Origin of the sequence: Pseudoalteromonas galatheae, assembly GCF_005886105.2 — a bacterium.
In the GTDB taxonomy this organism is placed as follows: Bacteria; Pseudomonadota; Gammaproteobacteria; order Enterobacterales; family Alteromonadaceae; genus Pseudoalteromonas; species Pseudoalteromonas galatheae.
On the sequence record NZ_PNCO02000001.1, the window covers coordinates 2,079,719 to 2,098,739 of the forward strand.

16 protein-coding genes and 1 pseudogene are annotated in these 19,021 nt (G+C 42.0%); 4 read left to right on the forward strand and 13 right to left on the reverse strand.

Annotated elements, in window-relative coordinates; translation table 11 throughout:
• Positions 1-3: 3 nt before the first annotated feature.
• The 3 genes from CWC29_RS09140 (at position 4) to CWC29_RS09150 (ending at position 3,985) form a co-directional block, all read left to right on the forward strand.
• Positions 4-552: a condensin complex protein MksE gene (locus CWC29_RS09140; RefSeq protein ID WP_010371906.1), complete on the forward strand. Its 549-nt coding sequence runs from the start codon at positions 4-6 to the stop codon at positions 550-552.
• Positions 549-3,326, forward strand: coding sequence for a coiled-coil domain-containing protein (locus tag CWC29_RS09145; protein WP_138523298.1), 2,778 nt, complete (start codon positions 549-551; stop codon positions 3,324-3,326). The genes CWC29_RS09140 and CWC29_RS09145 overlap by 4 nt, the downstream gene beginning before the upstream one ends.
• Before the next feature lie 107 nt (positions 3,327-3,433).
• On the forward strand, positions 3,434-3,985 hold the full coding sequence (locus tag CWC29_RS09150) for a DUF4136 domain-containing protein (protein WP_138523300.1): 552 nt from the start codon (positions 3,434-3,436) through the stop codon (positions 3,983-3,985).
• Positions 3,986-4,311: 326 nt separating this feature from the next.
• Here the strand turns inward: CWC29_RS09150 and CWC29_RS09155 are convergent, their stop codons facing one another.
• The 4 genes from CWC29_RS09155 to CWC29_RS09170 form a co-directional block, all read right to left on the reverse strand.
• Complete coding sequence (locus tag CWC29_RS09155) at positions 4,312-6,186, reverse strand: ATP-dependent nuclease (RefSeq protein WP_138523302.1); 1,875 nt, start codon at positions 6,184-6,186, stop codon at positions 4,312-4,314.
• Positions 6,187-6,694: 508 nt separating this feature from the next.
• Positions 6,695-7,666 (reverse strand): transposase, encoded by a 972-nt coding sequence (locus tag CWC29_RS09160; protein ID WP_167815421.1) that lies wholly within the window; start codon positions 7,664-7,666, stop codon positions 6,695-6,697.
• A 138-nt stretch (positions 7,667-7,804) separates the two neighbouring features.
• Entirely contained in the window at positions 7,805-8,704 is a 900-nt protein-coding gene (locus CWC29_RS09165) for a hypothetical protein (protein WP_138523734.1), read from the reverse strand.
• A 127-nt stretch (positions 8,705-8,831) separates the two neighbouring features.
• Entirely contained in the window at positions 8,832-9,227 is a 396-nt protein-coding gene (locus tag CWC29_RS09170) for a hypothetical protein (protein ID WP_138523733.1), read from the reverse strand.
• Between the two features lie 326 nt (positions 9,228-9,553).
• Between CWC29_RS09170 and CWC29_RS09175 the strand changes: the two are divergent.
• A pseudogene (locus tag CWC29_RS09175) lies at positions 9,554-9,802 on the forward strand (site-specific integrase); the annotation flags it as partial.
• 257 nt (positions 9,803-10,059) lie between these two features.
• On the opposite strand, the gene CWC29_RS09180 reads toward CWC29_RS09175, so the two are convergent.
• From CWC29_RS09180 to CWC29_RS09220, 9 genes are all read right to left on the reverse strand, one after another.
• Complete coding sequence (locus CWC29_RS09180; RefSeq protein ID WP_128726402.1) at positions 10,060-10,347, reverse strand: hypothetical protein; 288 nt, start codon at positions 10,345-10,347, stop codon at positions 10,060-10,062.
• Positions 10,348-10,392: 45 nt separating this feature from the next.
• Positions 10,393-10,620, reverse strand: coding sequence for a hypothetical protein (locus CWC29_RS09185; protein WP_010378049.1), 228 nt, complete (start codon positions 10,618-10,620; stop codon positions 10,393-10,395).
• Between the two features lie 264 nt (positions 10,621-10,884).
• Positions 10,885-12,063 carry a cystathionine beta-lyase gene (locus tag CWC29_RS09190; RefSeq protein ID WP_128725345.1) on the reverse strand — a complete coding sequence of 393 codons (1,179 nt, stop codon included), beginning with the start codon at positions 12,061-12,063 and terminating at the stop codon, positions 10,885-10,887.
• 2 nt (positions 12,064-12,065) lie between these two features.
• The gene (gene nudC, locus CWC29_RS09195) at positions 12,066-12,968 is read right to left on the reverse strand and encodes an NAD(+) diphosphatase (protein ID WP_128725380.1); all 903 of its coding nucleotides are present in this window, start codon (positions 12,966-12,968) and stop codon (positions 12,066-12,068) included.
• A 147-nt stretch (positions 12,969-13,115) separates the two neighbouring features.
• The gene (nagB, locus tag CWC29_RS09200) at positions 13,116-13,910 is read right to left on the reverse strand and encodes a glucosamine-6-phosphate deaminase (protein WP_045988699.1); all 795 of its coding nucleotides are present in this window, start codon (positions 13,908-13,910) and stop codon (positions 13,116-13,118) included.
• A gap of 263 nt (positions 13,911-14,173) precedes the next feature.
• On the reverse strand, positions 14,174-15,307 hold the full coding sequence (gene nagX, locus CWC29_RS09205) for a transmembrane glucosamine N-acetyltransferase NagX (protein WP_138523731.1): 1,134 nt from the start codon (positions 15,305-15,307) through the stop codon (positions 14,174-14,176).
• 258 nt (positions 15,308-15,565) lie between these two features.
• Positions 15,566-16,690 carry an N-acetylglucosamine-6-phosphate deacetylase gene (nagA, locus tag CWC29_RS09210; protein ID WP_128725347.1) on the reverse strand — a complete coding sequence of 375 codons (1,125 nt, stop codon included), beginning with the start codon at positions 16,688-16,690 and terminating at the stop codon, positions 15,566-15,568.
• Complete coding sequence (gene nagK, locus CWC29_RS09215; protein ID WP_128725348.1) at positions 16,690-17,601, reverse strand: N-acetylglucosamine kinase; 912 nt, start codon at positions 17,599-17,601, stop codon at positions 16,690-16,692. The genes nagA and nagK overlap by 1 nt, the downstream gene beginning before the upstream one ends.
• A 322-nt stretch (positions 17,602-17,923) precedes the next feature.
• Positions 17,924-18,766, reverse strand: coding sequence for an isopenicillin N synthase family dioxygenase (locus CWC29_RS09220; protein WP_128725349.1), 843 nt, complete (start codon positions 18,764-18,766; stop codon positions 17,924-17,926).
• Between the last annotated feature and the right edge of the window lie 255 nt (positions 18,767-19,021).

Consider the following 19,021-nt stretch of genomic DNA (forward strand, 5'->3'; position numbering starts at 1 on the left):
ATTATGACGACAATTAACTTAGATATGCTCAACGAGCTCCAAGCCATCAATAAAAAACTGGTGAGCGGGTATCATATCAGTGAGCAAGACACGACCCTTTGGCAAGAATTAGATCAGCAAATTGATAGCTATCAAGCGCTATTTTCAGCTTTAGGCCATGACTTACAGCACGATGCCCGTGGCTTTTATTATTTGGCAAGCGATGAAAGTACGCCAAATATGGGGAAAATTTCCCGCGCGATTGCCTTAACCATTTATATTTTGATTGAGCACTATGCCAACCAAGGTAAAGATCCGCTTCGCGTACTATTTGATGAAAGCTGCGATTTAGAGCTAATGCAAACCATAGTGCAGCTCAATAAGCATCTTTTTGACCAGTTGGAGATTTTTTCGGGCTCAGATCTCAGAAAAGACGTGTTTTTACGTATGGTGAGATTGGGTCTAGCCCGTGAGGTTGAACAAGGCTTTATGCTACTTGCACCAATTTATCGCTACATTGACGCGCTAATGGAAGTAAACGAAGAACAATATGATATTGAGGACGAGCTATGAGCGAGCAGTTGTACGGCTTAAGTAAACTAGCATTATTAAATACCGCCGGATACGCTAAGTGTGTCATTCCTCTGGATAAAAGCGCGTCTATCTGCGCTCCGAATAACACCGGTAAAAGCTCGGTGATCAATGCGCTGCAGTTTCCACTTATCAACGATTTAAGACTGACTGAATGGGATGGACACGATTTAGAAGAAACACGTAAGTTCTACTTCTCTTCTGATCAATCCTATATTTTGCTTGAAGCCAACCTCCCCCACGGCGATGTGGTCATTGGCGTTGCGGGGCTGGGTAAAATTGCCGGTTATGCGCATCAGTTTTTTTGCTATCAAGGCAAACTCAATCTTGATGATTACACCGAAGGGAAAAGTATCATCAAGTACACTAAGCTATTTAATCACTTACAGGAAAAACAACTTAAGCCTGTAGAACTAAAAGCACAAGAGCTTAATGCCCTACTCACAGGTGGCGCCACACCATTTGATGGCGATATCAACCTGAAGATGATCCCACTGAATAATGTCCAAGATGCGCCTGTATACAAAGAAATATTCCGTCGTATTCTGAATCTGCATAAACTCGGCGCGCAAGACGTAAAACGCTTTATGCTCAAGGTGTTTGAACGTCATATGTCGAACTCGAAAGTCGACTTTTATGAAGTCTGGCGTCGCGCTTTTGATAAGGTTAACCGTGCGCGTCGTGAACTAAATGCGCTGGAGTCAATGCAAGAGCCAATTTCAGCCCTTGAGAAAATGCTTGAAAATGAAGCGGTATTAAAAGGTAAACTGGCGGCTTACGCACCGAAACTCGATTTAGCTTTGGTTGAATATGATAACTATCACAACGAGCAAATTGCAGAGCTGGCAACACAGCTAGAAGACATCGAAGCCGAAAAGCGCGAATTTGAGTCTAAGCAGCAGCTGTACGTCCAACAGTCTCGCGATATCGAGCGTAAGCAAACCCAAATCGAGCAATGGTTTACCGATTTCCACGCGTTAAAGCGTGAATTTGAACTGACTAATCATGCAACGCTTAAAACCAATTTAACGCTGTTGAAAAAGGAATATGAGCAACTTTCCTTCTCTATTAATAGTGCACAAGGGCAAAGTCTCCATACCCTTGATTTTCGCATCAACGAAACGCAAAAGCAGATTAAGAGTTTAAAACTGCAACTCAAGAACCTTGAGTTCAACCTGTTTACTCGTATGCGTGAAGATCTTTCTTTAAAAGAAGTGGAAGAGATCTCACGGATCTTGAATCCAGATTTATTATCGTTTTCAACCACCTCTCAAGGTGAAATTGATATCACCGACGAAGATGCCTTTGGCGCATTTTTGGAGTCCCTATCTAAGTCAGTTCAAGGCGGTGAGCTTAAAGTACCTGGCGCTACCGTTAAGTTGAAAAAACTGAGTCCAGTACAAATGCAAAGCGGTGAGAACAAAGCCCAACTGCAAGCACAGCTGGAGTCACTACAACAGTCGCTTAACGACTTAAAGCAGCAGCGTGAAGTAGCTGCAAACGTCGCTGAAAAACAAAAAGAACGTGATGCGCTTTATGATGAACTCATGGCTACCGAAGCGGCCATGAAACGCTTTGAGCAATATCAAACCATGTTGCAATCGGTCGATGCTCAACAAGCACTAAAAGAGCAGCTAGAGATGGAACGAGAGCAAGTTGATGAATATTTGCATGATATTCAACGTAATGCCGGTTCGATTTCAGACCGCCGCTCTATCATTAAAAGCAAGCAAGACTTATTGGTACGCCAAGCCGACCGCCTAAAGCAAGTGAAGTCAGAACGTATCGATCACACACTAGACCTATATTCGGGTAAGCTGGCACCGTACGAAATCGACATTAATCTAGATTTTGATAACCTGTCTGAAGTGATCCACCAGTTTAATAAAGACTGTAATGAGCTTCGAAACTTAGACGTTAATGTGCGTAATACCTATTTGCATATCTACAATGCTGGGATCACTAAGTTTGAAAACGAGTCAGACGTTACTATTAAGTATCAAAAGCTGATCAGCGCGTATCATAACTTAGATAACGAACGAGATGCCGTCGATAAACAAGCACGAGTGGCGCTCACTGAAGTGGCCGCAACCATTAAAGGATTGCGTCAAGACTTAGACCGCTTACGCCGAGAGATGAACAGCTTTAACAAAGGCATAAGCCAGCATCGTATCTCTAACTTGCAGGCATTCAAAATCAATGTCATCCCTCGTAAGATGCTAGTTGATAGTATAGATACCATTATTAGCACTTCAGATTTATATGAAAAAGGCGAAAGCTTAGACTTACTTAGTGAGCAGCCTAGCTCGGAAAAGTCTGTCAATGAGGCGAAAGATCACATCATCAAACTTGCAAGTGATAAAGCGGGATTGACGTTAACCGATCTCTTCGACATTCGCTTTGAAGTGGTCAACCGCGCGGGTGAAACCGAGCACTTTGATAAAATTGACTCGGCCGGCTCAAACGGTACGCGGATCACCATCAAGCTTTTATGTGGCATGCTATTTATCCGCTATCTATTATCTGATCAAGAGCAAGCAATGTATCGTATCCCAATTTACATCGATGAAGCTGCGGATATCGACCCACAAAACCAAAAGGCCATTATCGAAACCGCACTAAGCTTTGGGTTTGTACCAATTTTTGCATCGGTGAAACCACAGATCAGCTGTGACTACTTGGTGCCGATCCGCAATGTCGCACAAGGTAGCCAAAACTGGGTGGATGAAAAAGACTGGATTGAAGTGGAACATTAATCTCAAGTTAATGTCTTAGATACAATTATTAAAGGATGCTTGTCTCTACCATTTAACGCCTTAACACGTTAAGGTAGAGCAGACATCCGACTAAGGAGTAAAGACACATGTTTAAGAATATTGTTATCGCCACTTTGGTGCTGATGTTAGCGGCCTGCGCCAAAACCCCTGATTGGGATTATGATAAGTCTGTACAATTCGCTAACTACAAAACCTATGCTTGGTCACCCGAAGCGGACCTAAAAAATAATGGTCGTGAATACCAAGTCAATGACTTAATGGAAAAGCGGATCCGCAGTGCAATTCAAAACGAAATGAGCAAACAAGGTTTCACCCTCACCGATCCGCAATCGGCTGACTTACTGGTTAACTATCACGCATCAGTTGATACAAAAATTGAATCTGACTCGCTTCACACCACGTATGGCGCGCGTTGGAATTACTGGGGTATTGGCTGGCAAACACAGACCACAACACGTGAATATGAAGTAGGTACGCTAGTACTCGATATGATAGACAAAGCATCTAATCAGCTAGTTTGGCGCGGTGCAAAAGAAGGCCGCTTGCGTAGCAACCAATCACCTGAGCAAAGAACAGCATCAATTAACAAAACCATTTCAGAGTTGCTGGCTAACTTCCCACCACAGCCACAACATTAAGCGAAAACCGGATCAAGCCTAGGCTTGATCCGAATTCTTCATCACTATTTTGAAGGTGAACAGTCTTAAGGTGAATAAACCTTAACTTTATCTGCTAGGTTTGATTATTAGGGCTTAATCAAATATAAGTGCCAAACTCGGCCGTCCAACAGCAACTCCATATCTTAAACCCAATTGCAATAACGGATGCTCATCCGACTAGTATTTGGACAGAAATGTTTTTGGTCGTCGGCTGTATTAGGCGAATTTCGCATAAAAATTTCTATGGGTTAACGCCAAAATCAGCCGCGCTTATTCAGCGTCGGCTGCATTTTTTTGTTATACATCTATGTAAGATTTAGTCGCCTGTTAACTTCATCAATTGGGTTGTCACCCTTCCTTATTTCTAAGGGGAACCCCTCTACCTCAAGAATGTTTGTATTCAGTTCAACGACCAAATAAATTTCATTATTCTCAATTTTTGTTGAAAGATTAAATAAATCAGACTTTGCTCCAAACATATTTCTGCTTGACGACTTTAATTCAGCCTCAGTCGTTGATGGGGAGATCATGGCGAGAGCTGGAGTTGTGATCGCCAATACAATTTCTCTAATTGCTTCAGCTTCATTTATTTCCTCTGCATTAGATGCATACCTGATTGCTCTAACTATATCACCATAACTATTTTCTATAGCACTAGTCTCCATTGACAGAATTGACGTGGCTTCATGGGAGGCTGCATTTGGCTTTTCATCTGCTGTTAATTGGTCTGAATATTGATAGTAAGACTCTATCGTTCCAAGCCTCAAAATAAAGCAGCCTAGTTTCTCCAGCATTCCTAGAAGCATTAACAGTCTCGTTTTAATCGAAGACCAGTCTTGGCTATTAGTTACATCATTTAATTGAGGCTGCTCTGCCCCCATAAGCCAGCAAAAAGCAGCTCTTCTTTTTGCAATTATTTCATCTCGTTCCAGATCTCGATGGACCCAATAGGAATGTAAAGAAGCAAATGGCTCAATATCACTCCAGTTTGAATCTACTAAATTAGAAAAATCATTGTATACATTTCTAGAAAACGTAGGTGCGTCCCGGTGCCCCATTTCTGACGCAATTGAATTTGCCTGAGGCAAAGAAGTAAACGAGCTGATAATATCTAAATTATCAGTTAGAGCATCTGCATCTCCCATCATTACCGGGTTCTTACCAATTAGGCGCATCAACTTGATTACTACAGGAAATTGCCCCTTACCTGTGACTGGCAGTATCTGGGATCCAGCGGCTTCAGTATTTAATGACATCTTTCTACTAATTGACGAACACATAATTTGATCACTAGGGCCCTCAACCAATAATGGCGAATGACAGAAAAGTGCTAATTTATGTTCTTGCCCGATTCTTGAAAGCAATGCCTGTATCTTTCTACTCCTAAATTCTGGAAGCTGTGGGTCAATTTGTATCGGAGCTGTAAATACATCGTTGCAAAATACGATTGATGCCAATTCGTCAACTGAATTTAACTCAACAAACTCGGTCGAATGAGTAGATAGAACAACTAACTTCTTACCATCTTCCTCTGGGTTTCCTGCAACCTTCTTTATTTCCTGCAATAGAAATGACTGCAACTGAGGGTGTAATGAAACTTCTGGCTCATCGATTAAGACTGCGCCAACCTCATCATCATATATCGCTGCCAAGATAGCTGTCAGATGCAGTAACCCACTTGCTTCTCTTGAGGAGGAATAGTTATTTGTATCAGAATCAACTCTAGTAAAGTTAACTCTTAGGTGCCCACCATCCCACTCAATAAAGATGTTTCTTTTAAATAGCTTTTTAAGACGTTCCTGAATCTTAATTAAAATATCAGGTCTTTCGGAAAGGGTTCCAAAGTCACCCAAGACAGTTTCATTTTCGTGACGATAGTTTAATGACATTTTATTACCGTATTGGGCATCATCAAATCGAATACGGCCACCCCTTTGTCCGTCATAGTTGGAGCGATAAGTCTCAAGTGGGCCTAACCTTCCTGCTGAAATATATCTAACCTTTTTCGCGCTAGAATGAGGACTAATGGCTTGTTTCAATGCTCTCATTAGTTGAGTTTTACCTGAGCCGTTCGGACCTAAGAGAGTGGTAATACCACTATGTACCGAGATTTCCTTTGCTTCTACACCGGAGAGTGAAGAAACATTTATATTTACTTGTATATTTGTTGGAAACTCCATTACTCGCTAATTCTCCTTTGGTGTATAACATTTTATTCATGCGCATGCGCGTTTACCTCGTTGGACCAATGAAAACGCGCACAGTTAACTACCTGTATGCAAAGAACTTATCAGCATTCTGCTAAATATACCATCTGGAAAAATGCGCATGCGCGTTTCCCAAACCTATTATCTCAAATCGCAGATAGATAACCTATTGATAAAAAATAACATTTTTAATTTATTCATGCGTAAGCGCGCAAAATTTTTTTCATTATTTTCCTTGATATCCGAGAACTTCAGATGGTAAATCGCTGACACCCACTTTCATTACTATCATTAACACCCGATCTGAGGAGGCCAAGTAAAAAAGTATGAAAATACTTCCATCACGTTGGTCAAAAACGCTCATCAATAGGTTATTTTTTAGCACTCAAGCATATCTCTACACTAAAACAGGATTATCACGCACGACAACGCGCTGCAAATACAGCAGTATGAAATTCTAGCGTTGAGAATGTGAGTTTTGCTAAGCCAACAAGCGCTCGCAGTTTGTTAGGTTTGTCCGTCGTCGTTTTTGAAGTGTTTCGCAGTAAGCGGTTATTGTTCGCTCTCGTCCAACTGCACCGTGGAATGCCCGAGAAAATTGCGTAGTGAGTTTTATCCAGTTCTCCGGTTCGATATTTAATCGAGTAAGAATGGGTTGAGACTCACAGATATAGCCTCGCTTGTCGGCTCGAATGCACTGGCCTGTGAGTTCAACTAACTCAATATAAGATTTGAGTTCAAAAGGCAGGCCTTTTGGCATATGTTTTCGTGGGCTGCCAGCAAAGCGTAGTAGGCTTTTTGGTTGTTTTCCCAGCTTTGCATGGTCGATGCGTTTTTTGATGCTGGTGTAGTCTGAGGTTTCAGGCGTTGCGGCAATTTTGGCTCTAATGGGGTTTAGGTCTACGTAAGCGAGGCAGGCAGCCAGTGCAGCTTCATCCAGTAGTGCTTGGGATTTGAATCGTCCTTCCCAAAACCGACCTGTACAATTATCTTCTTTATTTGCTCGGCGGGCGATATCTTCGTTGAGTACTCGCATAAACCAGCTAATATCTGCGAGCCTTTCTCTGTATTTGGCGACATGCTCATTGAGTATCAACTGCTCCGACTCATTGAGTGGCTCACCTTCAGTAAATTTTTGGCTTATCCAATTGCCTTTAAACAACTTGTGCCACCGTATCACAATCGCTTCATCCGACAGGCGCTTAGCCTTTGTATCATCAACGTATAAAACAATGTGAGTGTGATTACTCATCACGGCATAAGCACTGACATTAATACAAAACACAGACCCCAACATCAATAGCTTTTCTTCAACCCAATCCCGGCGGTGTTCGTATGATTTGCCAGTAAATTTATCTTCACCGCACAGAAACGCACGCCTTACGCAACGGGAGATACAGTGGTAGTATTTGGTGTCGGTTAAACTGATTTGCTTTTTACGGGCAGTAGCCATAGTTTGGTTTCCTCAATCCTTTGAGTGCAGAATTAAAGCTTAGGCGGTATCTTAGAAAGGTGCAAATTAGTGGTGGGTGTCAGCGATTTACCGCAAATTAGTGGTGGGTGTCAGCGATTTACCGAGCGATTTACCGTATTAGCAATATGACGCAACAGGATCTGAAAAACTGTACGTACCAGCCAAATGCAAAGATTTTGCTATTTCGACAGTACAATTACTTTCAAAATAGTCGCCTTCTTCATCCCATACATCTCTCATATAAAAGTAGTCGTGAAACTGGAAACCTTCGTTAAAGTTAAAGAGAATTGCTTGAATGTAAACAGCACTTGCCCTGGAAGCGTGAAAAAGGAGATTCAACAAGTTTCTCTTTTTGTCTTCACCTCCCCAATACTCTGGATTGTCAATTATTGGGAAGACACCATGAGCAATGTGATTTCGAAGATTTCTGATAAAATGCAAACCAGCGCTATTATCGGTTTCCTTCACATCATCTATACCATTGACTCTTAAAGAAAAGTGGTCAATATACTTTCTAAAAGTTATCTCTAAGTTTTTCATTATATGAAAAAAATTGTCAGGCAAAGACTCTTTGGGAAGAAGGTCAATTACCACTGTTGCTCTCATGCTTGGCTCTCGAAGCCGTTTATTCTGTGGCATATTAGTAACAACATCCAAAGAATGATACTCCTTATCAATAAACCGATAAGCCTCTTCCATTGCATTTGCAACGTACATAAAACGAGTTAATGCTGTAGAGTATTGTGTGAAATGTTCCTCATCTAGCGCCTCATCGTCAATATCTGAAGGACAATACATTTCTGACACTTCATCTCTATATCGCCACCACTCCATATCAACTCTTTTTAAATGAGCAGCAAGTTTTAACCAGTCTCCTATAACTGATGTTTTCACTATGCGAGTAGTGCCATGCTGAGTAAACTCAACTGAGTTACCTAAATATTTACAGAGTTCCGAAAGCTCAAATAGATGTGATTCTAGTGGTCTATTTTTAGAGCAAATTGGACACTTCGTCATCTACCACTCCATTTAAATAATATTGCTAACGCCTCGTTAATAGGCAATAAAATAGTTGGCTAAAATTAGTGACGAAGGAACAAAAGCCAACTGTTTTTTGTCCTTTTAAACGACTTGTTAGCTTTTGTTACAACAGCTTTTTATACCAATTTACATTATCTTTATCCCTAGAAGTCTTGAGTTGCTCTTTATTTTGCGTATACGTCATTCCGTGAGCAAGCCCACCATCAAACTCTCGTATAGTGCCTTCACTATCTAGCTTAACAATTTGATGTGATTTGTGATGGGTTTTAATAATTATGAGCATCCCCAAAAACACAAAAACAATTCCCGGACTAGCATTTACCAACTTACCTTGTATATCTACAGCATTCACCACAATTTCTACAGAACCTGTGACACCTAGAATAAGCAGAACAAAACCACCTATACACATTAGCCCAGCGATAATTAGTTTAATTACCGTTGAATAGAAAAAATTTTGCTGTTGAACAATGAGCAACTCCTTTACATCATTTTTCATCGGTATTCTCCTTATGCTAAAGAAAGCTAACATTTTATTCGTGCGCATGCGCGTTTACCTCGTTGGACCAATGAAAACGCGCACAGTTAACTATCAGTATGCAAAGAACTTATCAGCATTCTGCTAAATATACCATCTGGAAAAATGCGCATGCGCGTTTCCCAAACCTATTATCTCAAATCAAAAAAAATAACCTATTGATAAAAGTAACATTTTTTATTTATTCATACGTAAACGCGCAAAATTTTTTTCATTATTTTCCTTGATATCCGAGAACTTCAGATAACACTGTATATGTACACAGCCACATAAGGTAAGCAGTTATCATGAGTCTAAAAAGCCCATTTCTGAAAGGTCTTCAGGAAGAAATGTGTATACGTGGTTACAGCATTAGTACAGAAAAAACCTACCTATATTGGATTAAGGGATTCATTAACTTTTACCACAAGCGTCACCCTGAGACAATGGGAACGGAAGAGGTTACACAATTTTTAGTCTTCCTTGCCAACAAACGAAATGTGGCTATCAACACACAAAAAATTGCACTTAACGCGTTAGCCTACTTGAGAGGAAAATAAGGAGAAAATAAGTGACATATATGGACGTTCGCTCTGAATGGGAAAAACTAAACGTAAACAACTCAAAAGCATTAAAAAATCTATATTTTTCAATACATTAGAAGATAGTTGTAAAAAGGCGATATCTGAAGGTTAGAAACTTTATATAAGTAAAAACACAGCAAACCAAGGTGCTCGCACAAGTGGTTTTGAGGCGTTGCGCTATGTTCAAATACAAAACACGACGCAACAATTATACAAATCTGTAGTTGGTTTTAAGATTTGCTCTCGCATTTTATCGTCTCTTCCCCAAGACGATAGGCATTATTTGCCAGCACATAAGTTCCCGAAATAATAGCAGTAGTAGGAACGAGTATCGGCGTTAATATAATTCCACTCACGGAATAATACGTATTGGTTTCGTCTGCAACATCGACTATCTTTAGGGTTTTTCTATCCGATGAAATCTCGCACTTGTTGGTGTGAGCGGTATCTTGAACTGGCATCACTACACAAGCGCTGAGTGAGATTACCGGTAACATAATCAATAAATTTAATTTCATCACTTTTCCTTGAATTTGGGTTGCAATACTCTTGTGACGTAAGTCTTAAATATTACCTTCCTCTATAGATTCCCTGTACTTACGCTTAAAGTACTTCAAACTGGCATTGATCTCTTTAATTTCCATCCTTGATTCCACCGCTAAATCTCTCATTTCTTTGACTCGCTTTGAAATAAGGTAAATAAAGAGGGGAATTGGTATACATAAAAAAATAAAACCTATGTAAACAAGCGCACTTATGACGCTGATACTACTCCACATTACTTCCATCATATAATTCTCCTTGAAATTTCCTATGTATTATTTATGTAAAGCTGGCAAAAATACGTAAATAAAGTTACTCCTTTCAACGCCATAAAACTAGCTTTATATGACCTGCGTCTACAAATTTTGGAGAATTATGAAACGGAAGTATTAGGTAATGGCACTACTTGGGTCAAGGTGATGAAAAACATGCGACCTTCAAAATGGTATAAATAAGTCCGAGGTAGCTCACTTAAAATGAAGCACCCCATACCAATAAGTCGAACCGAAATTTTAAGATTTACCGAGGTTTTTTTCGTAGACTTTAAGTGCGTGTTCTAAATCTTCTATCAAGTCTTCTACGTCTTCAAGACCAATGTGAAGGCGGATCACGGGGCCCAATGCCCAACCTGTGGTTGATCGCAAATGCTCCATGGTTTTATTAGCTGTAACTAAACTTTCATAGCCGCCCCATGAGAAACCCATTTTAAAATGGGATAAGGCATCTAAGAAGCGGTTAATCGCCTTTTGGCTACCTTCTTTCATTACGATTGAAAATAAACCATTACTACCATCAAAGTCTCGCTTGAAGAATTCATGGCCTGGGCAAGTCTCAAAAGCGGGATGTCTAACGTGGTCCACGAGCGGATGCGTTTCGAGCCATTTCGCCACTGTCATTGCCGACAGCTCGTGCTGTTTTAACCTTGCAGGCATAGTACGTAACCCACGTAGTGCTAAATAGGCATCATCTGCAGAGGTACATTGACCAAGTAAATACGAGTGCTCTCTAAGCTCAGGCCAATAGCGCTCATTTGCAACGGCAACCCCCATCATGACATCCGAATGCCCAACAATATACTTGGTTGCGGCTTGAATGCTGATATCAACACCATGATCGAGCGGACGAAACTGCCAGCCATTACCCCACGTATTATCAAGCATAGTGATAACGCCACGGCGCTTTGCAACTTCAACCATCGCTGGCACGTCTTGAACTTCCATGGTGATTGAACCTGGAGACTCTAAGAACAACACTTTGGTATTGTCTTGAATTAACGCGTCAATACCAGCGCCAACCATAGGGTCATAATAAGTGGTTTCGATACCATAACCTTTTAACAACTTATCGCACAAATCTCTGGTTGGTTCATAGGCAGTATCCACCATCAGCAGGTGATCGCCTGCTTTTAAAAATGACAGTAGTGACTGTGCGATAGCAGCAGCACCAGACGGATATAAGGCGCAACCCGCACCATTTTCAAGCTCAGTAATGGCATCTTGCAAGGCGAAATGGGTATTGGTGCCACGGCGGCCGTAAAACAGGGTGCGATGTCCACGGCCTTTTATCGCTTCTTGCATTTCGGCAACACTCTCAAAAACTACGGTAGAGGCGCGCTGAACAACTGGGTTTACTACCCCTTTGGTATATTCTGCTTTTCTTCCAGCAGCAACGATTTTAGTATGCTTTTTCATAATTACTCTTCTGATTGTGCACGCCAGTATTCAACTAAATATCTGGAGATAGAGTCTTCTCTGGTGAGTTTATAGCCGGGCTTTGTATCACCCCACTCTGAAAATGTATTAAGCTCCGCCCGTGAAAACCATTTAGCTTGCTCAAGCTCATCTTGCTCGACAAAAATCTCTGTGGTTTTCGCCTTCGCGATAAACCCAAGCATAAGTGAAGACGGGAACGGCCAAGGCTGTGAGGCAATATAAGTGGCGTCGTATGCTTCAACCCCCGCCTCTTCCATCACTTCCCTTATCACGGCTTGCTCTAACGTCTCGCCGGGGTCAACAAACCCAGCCAGCGTCGAAAATACACCTTCTGGCCAAACAGCCTGACGGCCCAACAAACAGCGTTCAACGCCATCAGGGAAAACATGAGTGACAAGCATGATAACGGCGGGATCTGTACGTGGAAACGTCATATGGCGGCATTCAGGGTTAACACAACGTCTTGCATGACCTGCTTCAACCATTTTATTGGGTTGCCCACAACGCCCGCAAAAACAATGGGTTTTATGCCAGTAACATAAGCCTCGTGCAAGCACACCAATTGAGCCCTGTTGCTTTGGTAAGTTACGACCCACTTGGCGCATATCGATAAATTCTGATTCGGAGTCAATAAAAGAAAGCTTTTCTTGTTGTTTGGAGACATCAAGCGCAAAATAGCTGTGCGCTTCGTCACGACCTAAGAATATCGCGTCTTGAAGTGCTAAATCAGCGACTTCTGTGCGAGAAAGATAGTGTAATTCATTATCTCGGGCATGCACTAAATTAGCGTCGTCTTGAATTAATAACCAGCGACTGTTGTCACCCATTTGAGATAATAACCAGTTTTGATCTTTTCTTTCGTTAGATGCTCTGTCCAACGTCATTTGAGTGTAATACAGCAAGCCCCTATCCCTTCGTGTTTTGGAACAATTTATCCACCTCGGCGAGACCTTAAAGCTACCATAGCACAAAGGTACAGGCAAAAAAAAAGCCCATAAATGGGCTTTTGAAAACTACAGTGTGATTTCACACTACAGAGAGGCAAGATAGTCCAACAGCTTTTGATTTTCGTTTTCAATATGCTTATAGAATTCAATATCTTTTAGCTTAGATGCCGCAGCTTCATCGATGACGATTACAGCATCACGATGCATTTGTAGTGCCGAAGCCGGACACGCTGCCGTTAACGGGCCTTCCACCATAGCAACAACGGCATCAGCTTTATTTTCACCAGTCGCTAATAACACGACTTTTTTAGCATCTAAAATCGTGCCAATACCCATAGTGATTGACAAGTGAGGTTGGTACTCATCTGCTTTAAAAAAACGGGCGTTATCATCAATCGTCGCTTTCGTTAGGGTTTTAACCCGAGTGCGTGACGTTAAGCCTGAAGACGGCTCGTTAAAGCCAATATGGCCATTTCTGCCAATACCTAACAGTTGTACATCAATACCACCAGCCGATTTAATACGCGCTTCATATTCGCCGCACGCCGTAATTGGATTTTTTGCATCCCCCGGCGGTACGTGCGTGTTACTTTTATCAATGTTGATATGGTCAAACAGCTGCTGCTGCATAAAGTAACGATAACTTTGTGGGTGCGAGCCATCTAAGCCTAAATATTCATCTAGGTTAAAGCTGGTAACTTCAGCAAAACTGATTTCGTTCGCTTGGTTACGCTTAATTAATTCTTGATACAAAGCGACCGGTGTTGAACCCGTCGCTAATCCCAACACAGAGTTAGCTTTACGCTTTAATTGCGTTGTAAAAATGTCTGCACCATATGCTGCCACTTCGGCAGCGTCTTTTAAAATGACTACTTGCATACGATTAACCAAATGTTGAGATGATTAGAATAAAATGGGATCTGAGCCTTGCCTCGCGTGCAATCAAAGCAAGGTCAGATCGAACCTAATTGGGATACACAACATTAGGTTATTACCATTATGACAACGCTGTCATTATTATCAGAAATAATTCGCTTGTAAAGCAAAAGTGAAAAAAAAATATGGATATTTTTTACTCTATGCAATCGAAAGATGTTAAAAAGCCCAAAACGGTGGGCTTTTTGGAAGAAGGCTTGTGATTATTATACACTTACAAAAATACGGCGTTTATACATCCAATGCAGCACTAAAAGCTGTACCGCCAGTAGCGCAAAAACAGCAATTAATGGTTGCCACGCAATTGGCACTGAGGCGATCACGCCACCGAATACGCTTTTACTAATAAAGGTCCAATTCACTAAGCTTGATGCTAAATAAATAATAATGGAGTTAGCCCCAATAATAACAAATGGATACGCCCAACGCTGAAAACTCAGTACATCTACTATCGCGTAAAATACCGCAAGTAGAATTGCGCTCCAGCCAACGGTTACTAGCACAAATGAGCTTGTCCACAGTTCTTTATTAACTGGAAATTGCATGTCCCAAAGCCAACCTAGTGCTAAGACGAGTACACCTGAGGCTGCCAAAATACCAACGGTTTTCCACTCTCCTTGCGTTTGTGCATTGGCAATCGCACGACCAGCAAATACACCTGCGATAGCGTTTACAATGGCAGGTAAGCTTGACAGCACACCTTCTGGGTCAACCGGACGGTTTTGATAACTGATCCCTGGTAGAAAATACGTATCAATAAACGCATTCCAACTACCAACACCATTTGCACTTAAGTCCCCCGCTTGCCCACCAGGAACCGGGATAAAGCAAAGCAGTAACCAATAAAATAACAATATGCCTAAACCCGCATAGGCTAAGGTTCGCAAGCTGGTATGCCAAACCAGTAAAGCACAAAAGAACCAAGCAAACGCGATACGACCTAATACACTGGCGTAGCGAATACCGTCAGGATCCATTGGGATCCCAGTTCCCCAACCATGGTTGTATAACACGCCAAAAGCACACAGTAACAAAAGGCGCTTCAGTGCTTTGAGATAAAACGGTTTACGTTCATTAAAGGGCAGATGGTCGATACGTTTAGGTGACAAGCCCATCGCCACACCCGATAAAAAGATAAATAGTGGAAAGATAAGATCATAAAAAGTGAAGCCATGCCAAGGGCTGTGCAGCGTGTGCGCTTCGAACGCCTTCCACCCTTGCCACCCAGTTAGTACAAACAGTGCCGCAAAAATAGACTGGCCACCTAAGATCCAGAACATATCCATGCCGCGTAAGGCATCTAAAGACGCAAGTCGCTTTGGCTTATTATTCGTTGTCATTGTTATTTATCCACGTGAAAACATTTACTATGGAGCGCTCAATCACGCAAATCCATTTGCCTCAAGGTGAGTTTTGATGCGCGTTGCAATCGCGACTGCATCATTACGCACACTACTCTAACTTCCTGAGTTGTCGATCCACCAATGCTTAACCAAATACCGGTTAAGCTAAAAAAACAAAGCCCCGCGGTACTGCTGCGGGGTTTTATCAGGGAAACTTAAACGGCCATTTCGGCCCACTATTCAATTGCAAATCAGTTATAACAACTGACCACCAATATAGGTTTGCTTCACAATCAAATCGCTGTCGAGCACCACGAAATCAGCATCAGCACCCGATCTTAGATGCCCCTTTTGGGACAAGCCAAGATATTGCGCAGGGTAAAGAGAGGCCATGCGCAAACTCTCCGCTAGACTCACGTTAAGCGTATTGACGGTATTTCGCACCGCACTTGCCATATCCAATACACTGCCAGCAAGCTCACCGGTTGTTGAATTTAATCGATCACCGGTACGAATAACTTTTCTGCCATCAAAAAAGTCAAACTCCGTATCATCTGTCCCAACTGGAGGCATGGCATCCGTCACTAGCATCATTTTGCCACGCTGCTTAGTACGAATCGCAAGCTGCGCCGACAATGGGTGAACGTGATGACCATCAACAATCAAACCACACCAGCTATTGTCATTCCAAAGCGCGGCACCGACAACGCCCGGCTCACGGGAAGTAAACGCAGACATTGCATTAAATAGATGCGTAAAACCATCCACGCCAACGTTTAGTGCAGCGTTAGCGGTGTCATAGTCCGCGTTTGAATGACCGATACACACTTTTACGCCCAATGAAATCAAGCGTTCGATATCACTAAGTGGCACGGTTTCAGGTGCTAAAGTCACCATTTTGATGCCTAAATCTTGACGCGCGTAAACCGCAAATTCTTGCTCTGAAATTGGTCTGATGAACTTTTCGCTATGCGTACCCTTTTTAGGATGAGATAAGTGTGGACCTTCAAAGTGGATCCCAAGCACTCCGGGCTGATTAGTAGCAATCGCTTCTGCTGTTGCGTCTGCCGCTTGTTGCATCACTTCAATCTTGTCAGTAATAAGGGTTGGCATTAATCCCGTGGAACCAAATTGGCCATGTGCTCTAACCATAGTCGCCAAGCATGCCGTCGATTGCTCGGCGTTAAAAAATGCACCGCCACCACCATTAACTTGAACGTCAATAAAGCCTGGAACAACCAACCCTGAAAGTTTCCTAACATTGGTTACTTGCGACTCAGTTACATAACGAATTTGACCGTTCTTTACCTCGAAAAAAACGTTATTTTTAAAACATTCACCATCAAAAAACTCTGGAGCAAAATAACATTGAGTTGTCATTAGTTCGCCTTTTTAAATTCTTGACCTGCACTTTGAATAGCAAAGTAAATAGCCCCCATTTCAGGAGGTTGCTTTGGTAATTGGACTTGCTTTGCAACGTCTGGGTCGAGCCAAGGTTGTAGCGGCTCGGATAATCCGCCGATCATAGAGAGTCTAGGCGGGTTTAATTCAAGTAAACGCTGCGCTAACCGACTGATATATTCCGCACCTGACTTCACAATTGAGAGGGCAACTTCATCATTTAGCTTTGCTTGCTCTAATACATAACGAGCCAGCTTTGCATAGCCGCTAGACGGCTGCCCCGCCATTTGCTCTGCAATACCCATTGCCCCTTTCGCACTGAAATGCTCTAGCAATACTCGGCTCAATGACGTTTTTTCGCCAAGGCCATCGAGATCGAGTAACGCAGCTTTTACCGCCTCTAATCCCATCCAAGCGCCACTGCCCATATCACCTTGCGCAAAACCATGACCACCATAGTTCACTGTTTTACCATCAACTAACGCAAAACCACAGGAACCGGTGCCCGTAATAATCACGGCACCATCGCTACCTTCATGAGCACCAATACACGCGGTGTGTAGGTCTGTGGTAAGGAACATTTGTTTAAAGGGATGTTCCCACTGCATGATTTTGTCATAGAGCGCGGGTAAGTTAACACCTGCAAGGCCAAGACCTGCATTTAGCTCATGTACTTGTTCAACACGAAGACCCGCGTCTTGTAACGCCATTTGTGTCGACACCATGATAGATTCAAGCGTGCGCTCTAGACCATGTAGGGGATTCGCAGGACCGCCTAGACCCGTACCCAAAACGCCATGTTGAAGAGAATAAATTGTAGCGCGGCATTTTGTTCCACCACCATCGACGCCGATGTATAGTTGGTCTTGGTTAACCTGTTTAGCCATCATGTAAAGACCCCTACTTTGTTCTGGATTAGACCGCGTTATTGTTTTCGTTGGACACGGTTTTTCATTCATGTTGAATTGATGTTACACAACAAATGACAGCGTTGTCATTAAATTTTTCAAGAAATTTCTTCATTTTGAAAAAAACTAATATTGCATAGTTTGTGAGGATTGTCAGTGAAAAATTGCAATAATCGTCAAATTACAAGGGCTAACAGAGATTAGGGATTGTTAGACACATAATAAAAAAGCGACTCAATATTACATCAAGTCGCTTTAAAGATTTAACCTTATCGTTCAGGTTATTCGCTATCGTAAGTCTAGATTACTTAACCCCAAGTTCTCTTAAACGCTCTTGCAAATAGCTATCTGCAGTGTAACGCTCTGACAACACAACATCCGGTCTTGGATGTAAGAATAGTGGCAATGAAATACGAGATTTCGTCGACGCTTTTCCTGTGGGGTTAATCACACGGTGAATTGTCGATGGGAAGTAATCACCCGACGCTTCTTGTAGCATGTCACCAATGTTAATAATTAGCGAACCAAAGTCGCATGGTACGTCTAACCAGCTGCCATCTTGTCTTTGCACTTGTAGGCCAGGCTCATTTGCCGCAGGCAATACAGTAAGTAGATTGATATCACCATGAGCTGCGGCGCGAATTGCACCCGGTTCTTCATCACCTGTCATCGGCGGGTAATGAAGAATACGCAGCAATGTTTGCTCTGATTCTTTGATCATATCTTTGAGATCAATAGAGAATCTCGCTCTCACATCTTCAGGCGCTTCAGCTTGTACCCAGCTTAGTAATTCTTGCGCAAACTCGTTCGCTAAACGGTAATATTCACGAATTTCTGCTTCTAATTGAGCCGGTACACGACCTTTTGGATAAACGTGAAAGTACTCTTTAATGTCTTTTACTGTAAAACCTTTCGCAACCTCGGATACTTCTGGTGGGAAGTAACCATCTTGGGTTTCTTTATTGAAAAGGAACTCGTGTTTTTCTTCTGAATTAAAAAATTCTTGCCAATGTTTGTAGATTGATTCAACCAACTCTTGTGGGATTGGGTGATTTTTTAGTACACCGAAACCCGTGTTTCTTAAAGATTCTACAAATTCTTTCGCAGCATTTGGCGATTGATAGTCTACGGTAGGTAACTGTTGCATAATGGTTCCACCAAAATTATTAGTAATTCATGGTTATTTACTCAATTGCACATTGGGGTAAATAACGCACTTCCCGTGTCATCTCAACACTGCGTACCTAGTAGAAGGTAAGGCGTATGTTATCGGGTCTGTTAACCTAGTGGGTTGTTTTAAACAATAAACTTGTGTTTAACAAGTCTCGCTAAAAACAGCAACAGCAAAGGCTAAAAAGCCCTTATACGATCGTGTTGTCGATAATTCTTCAAAAAGTGTAGC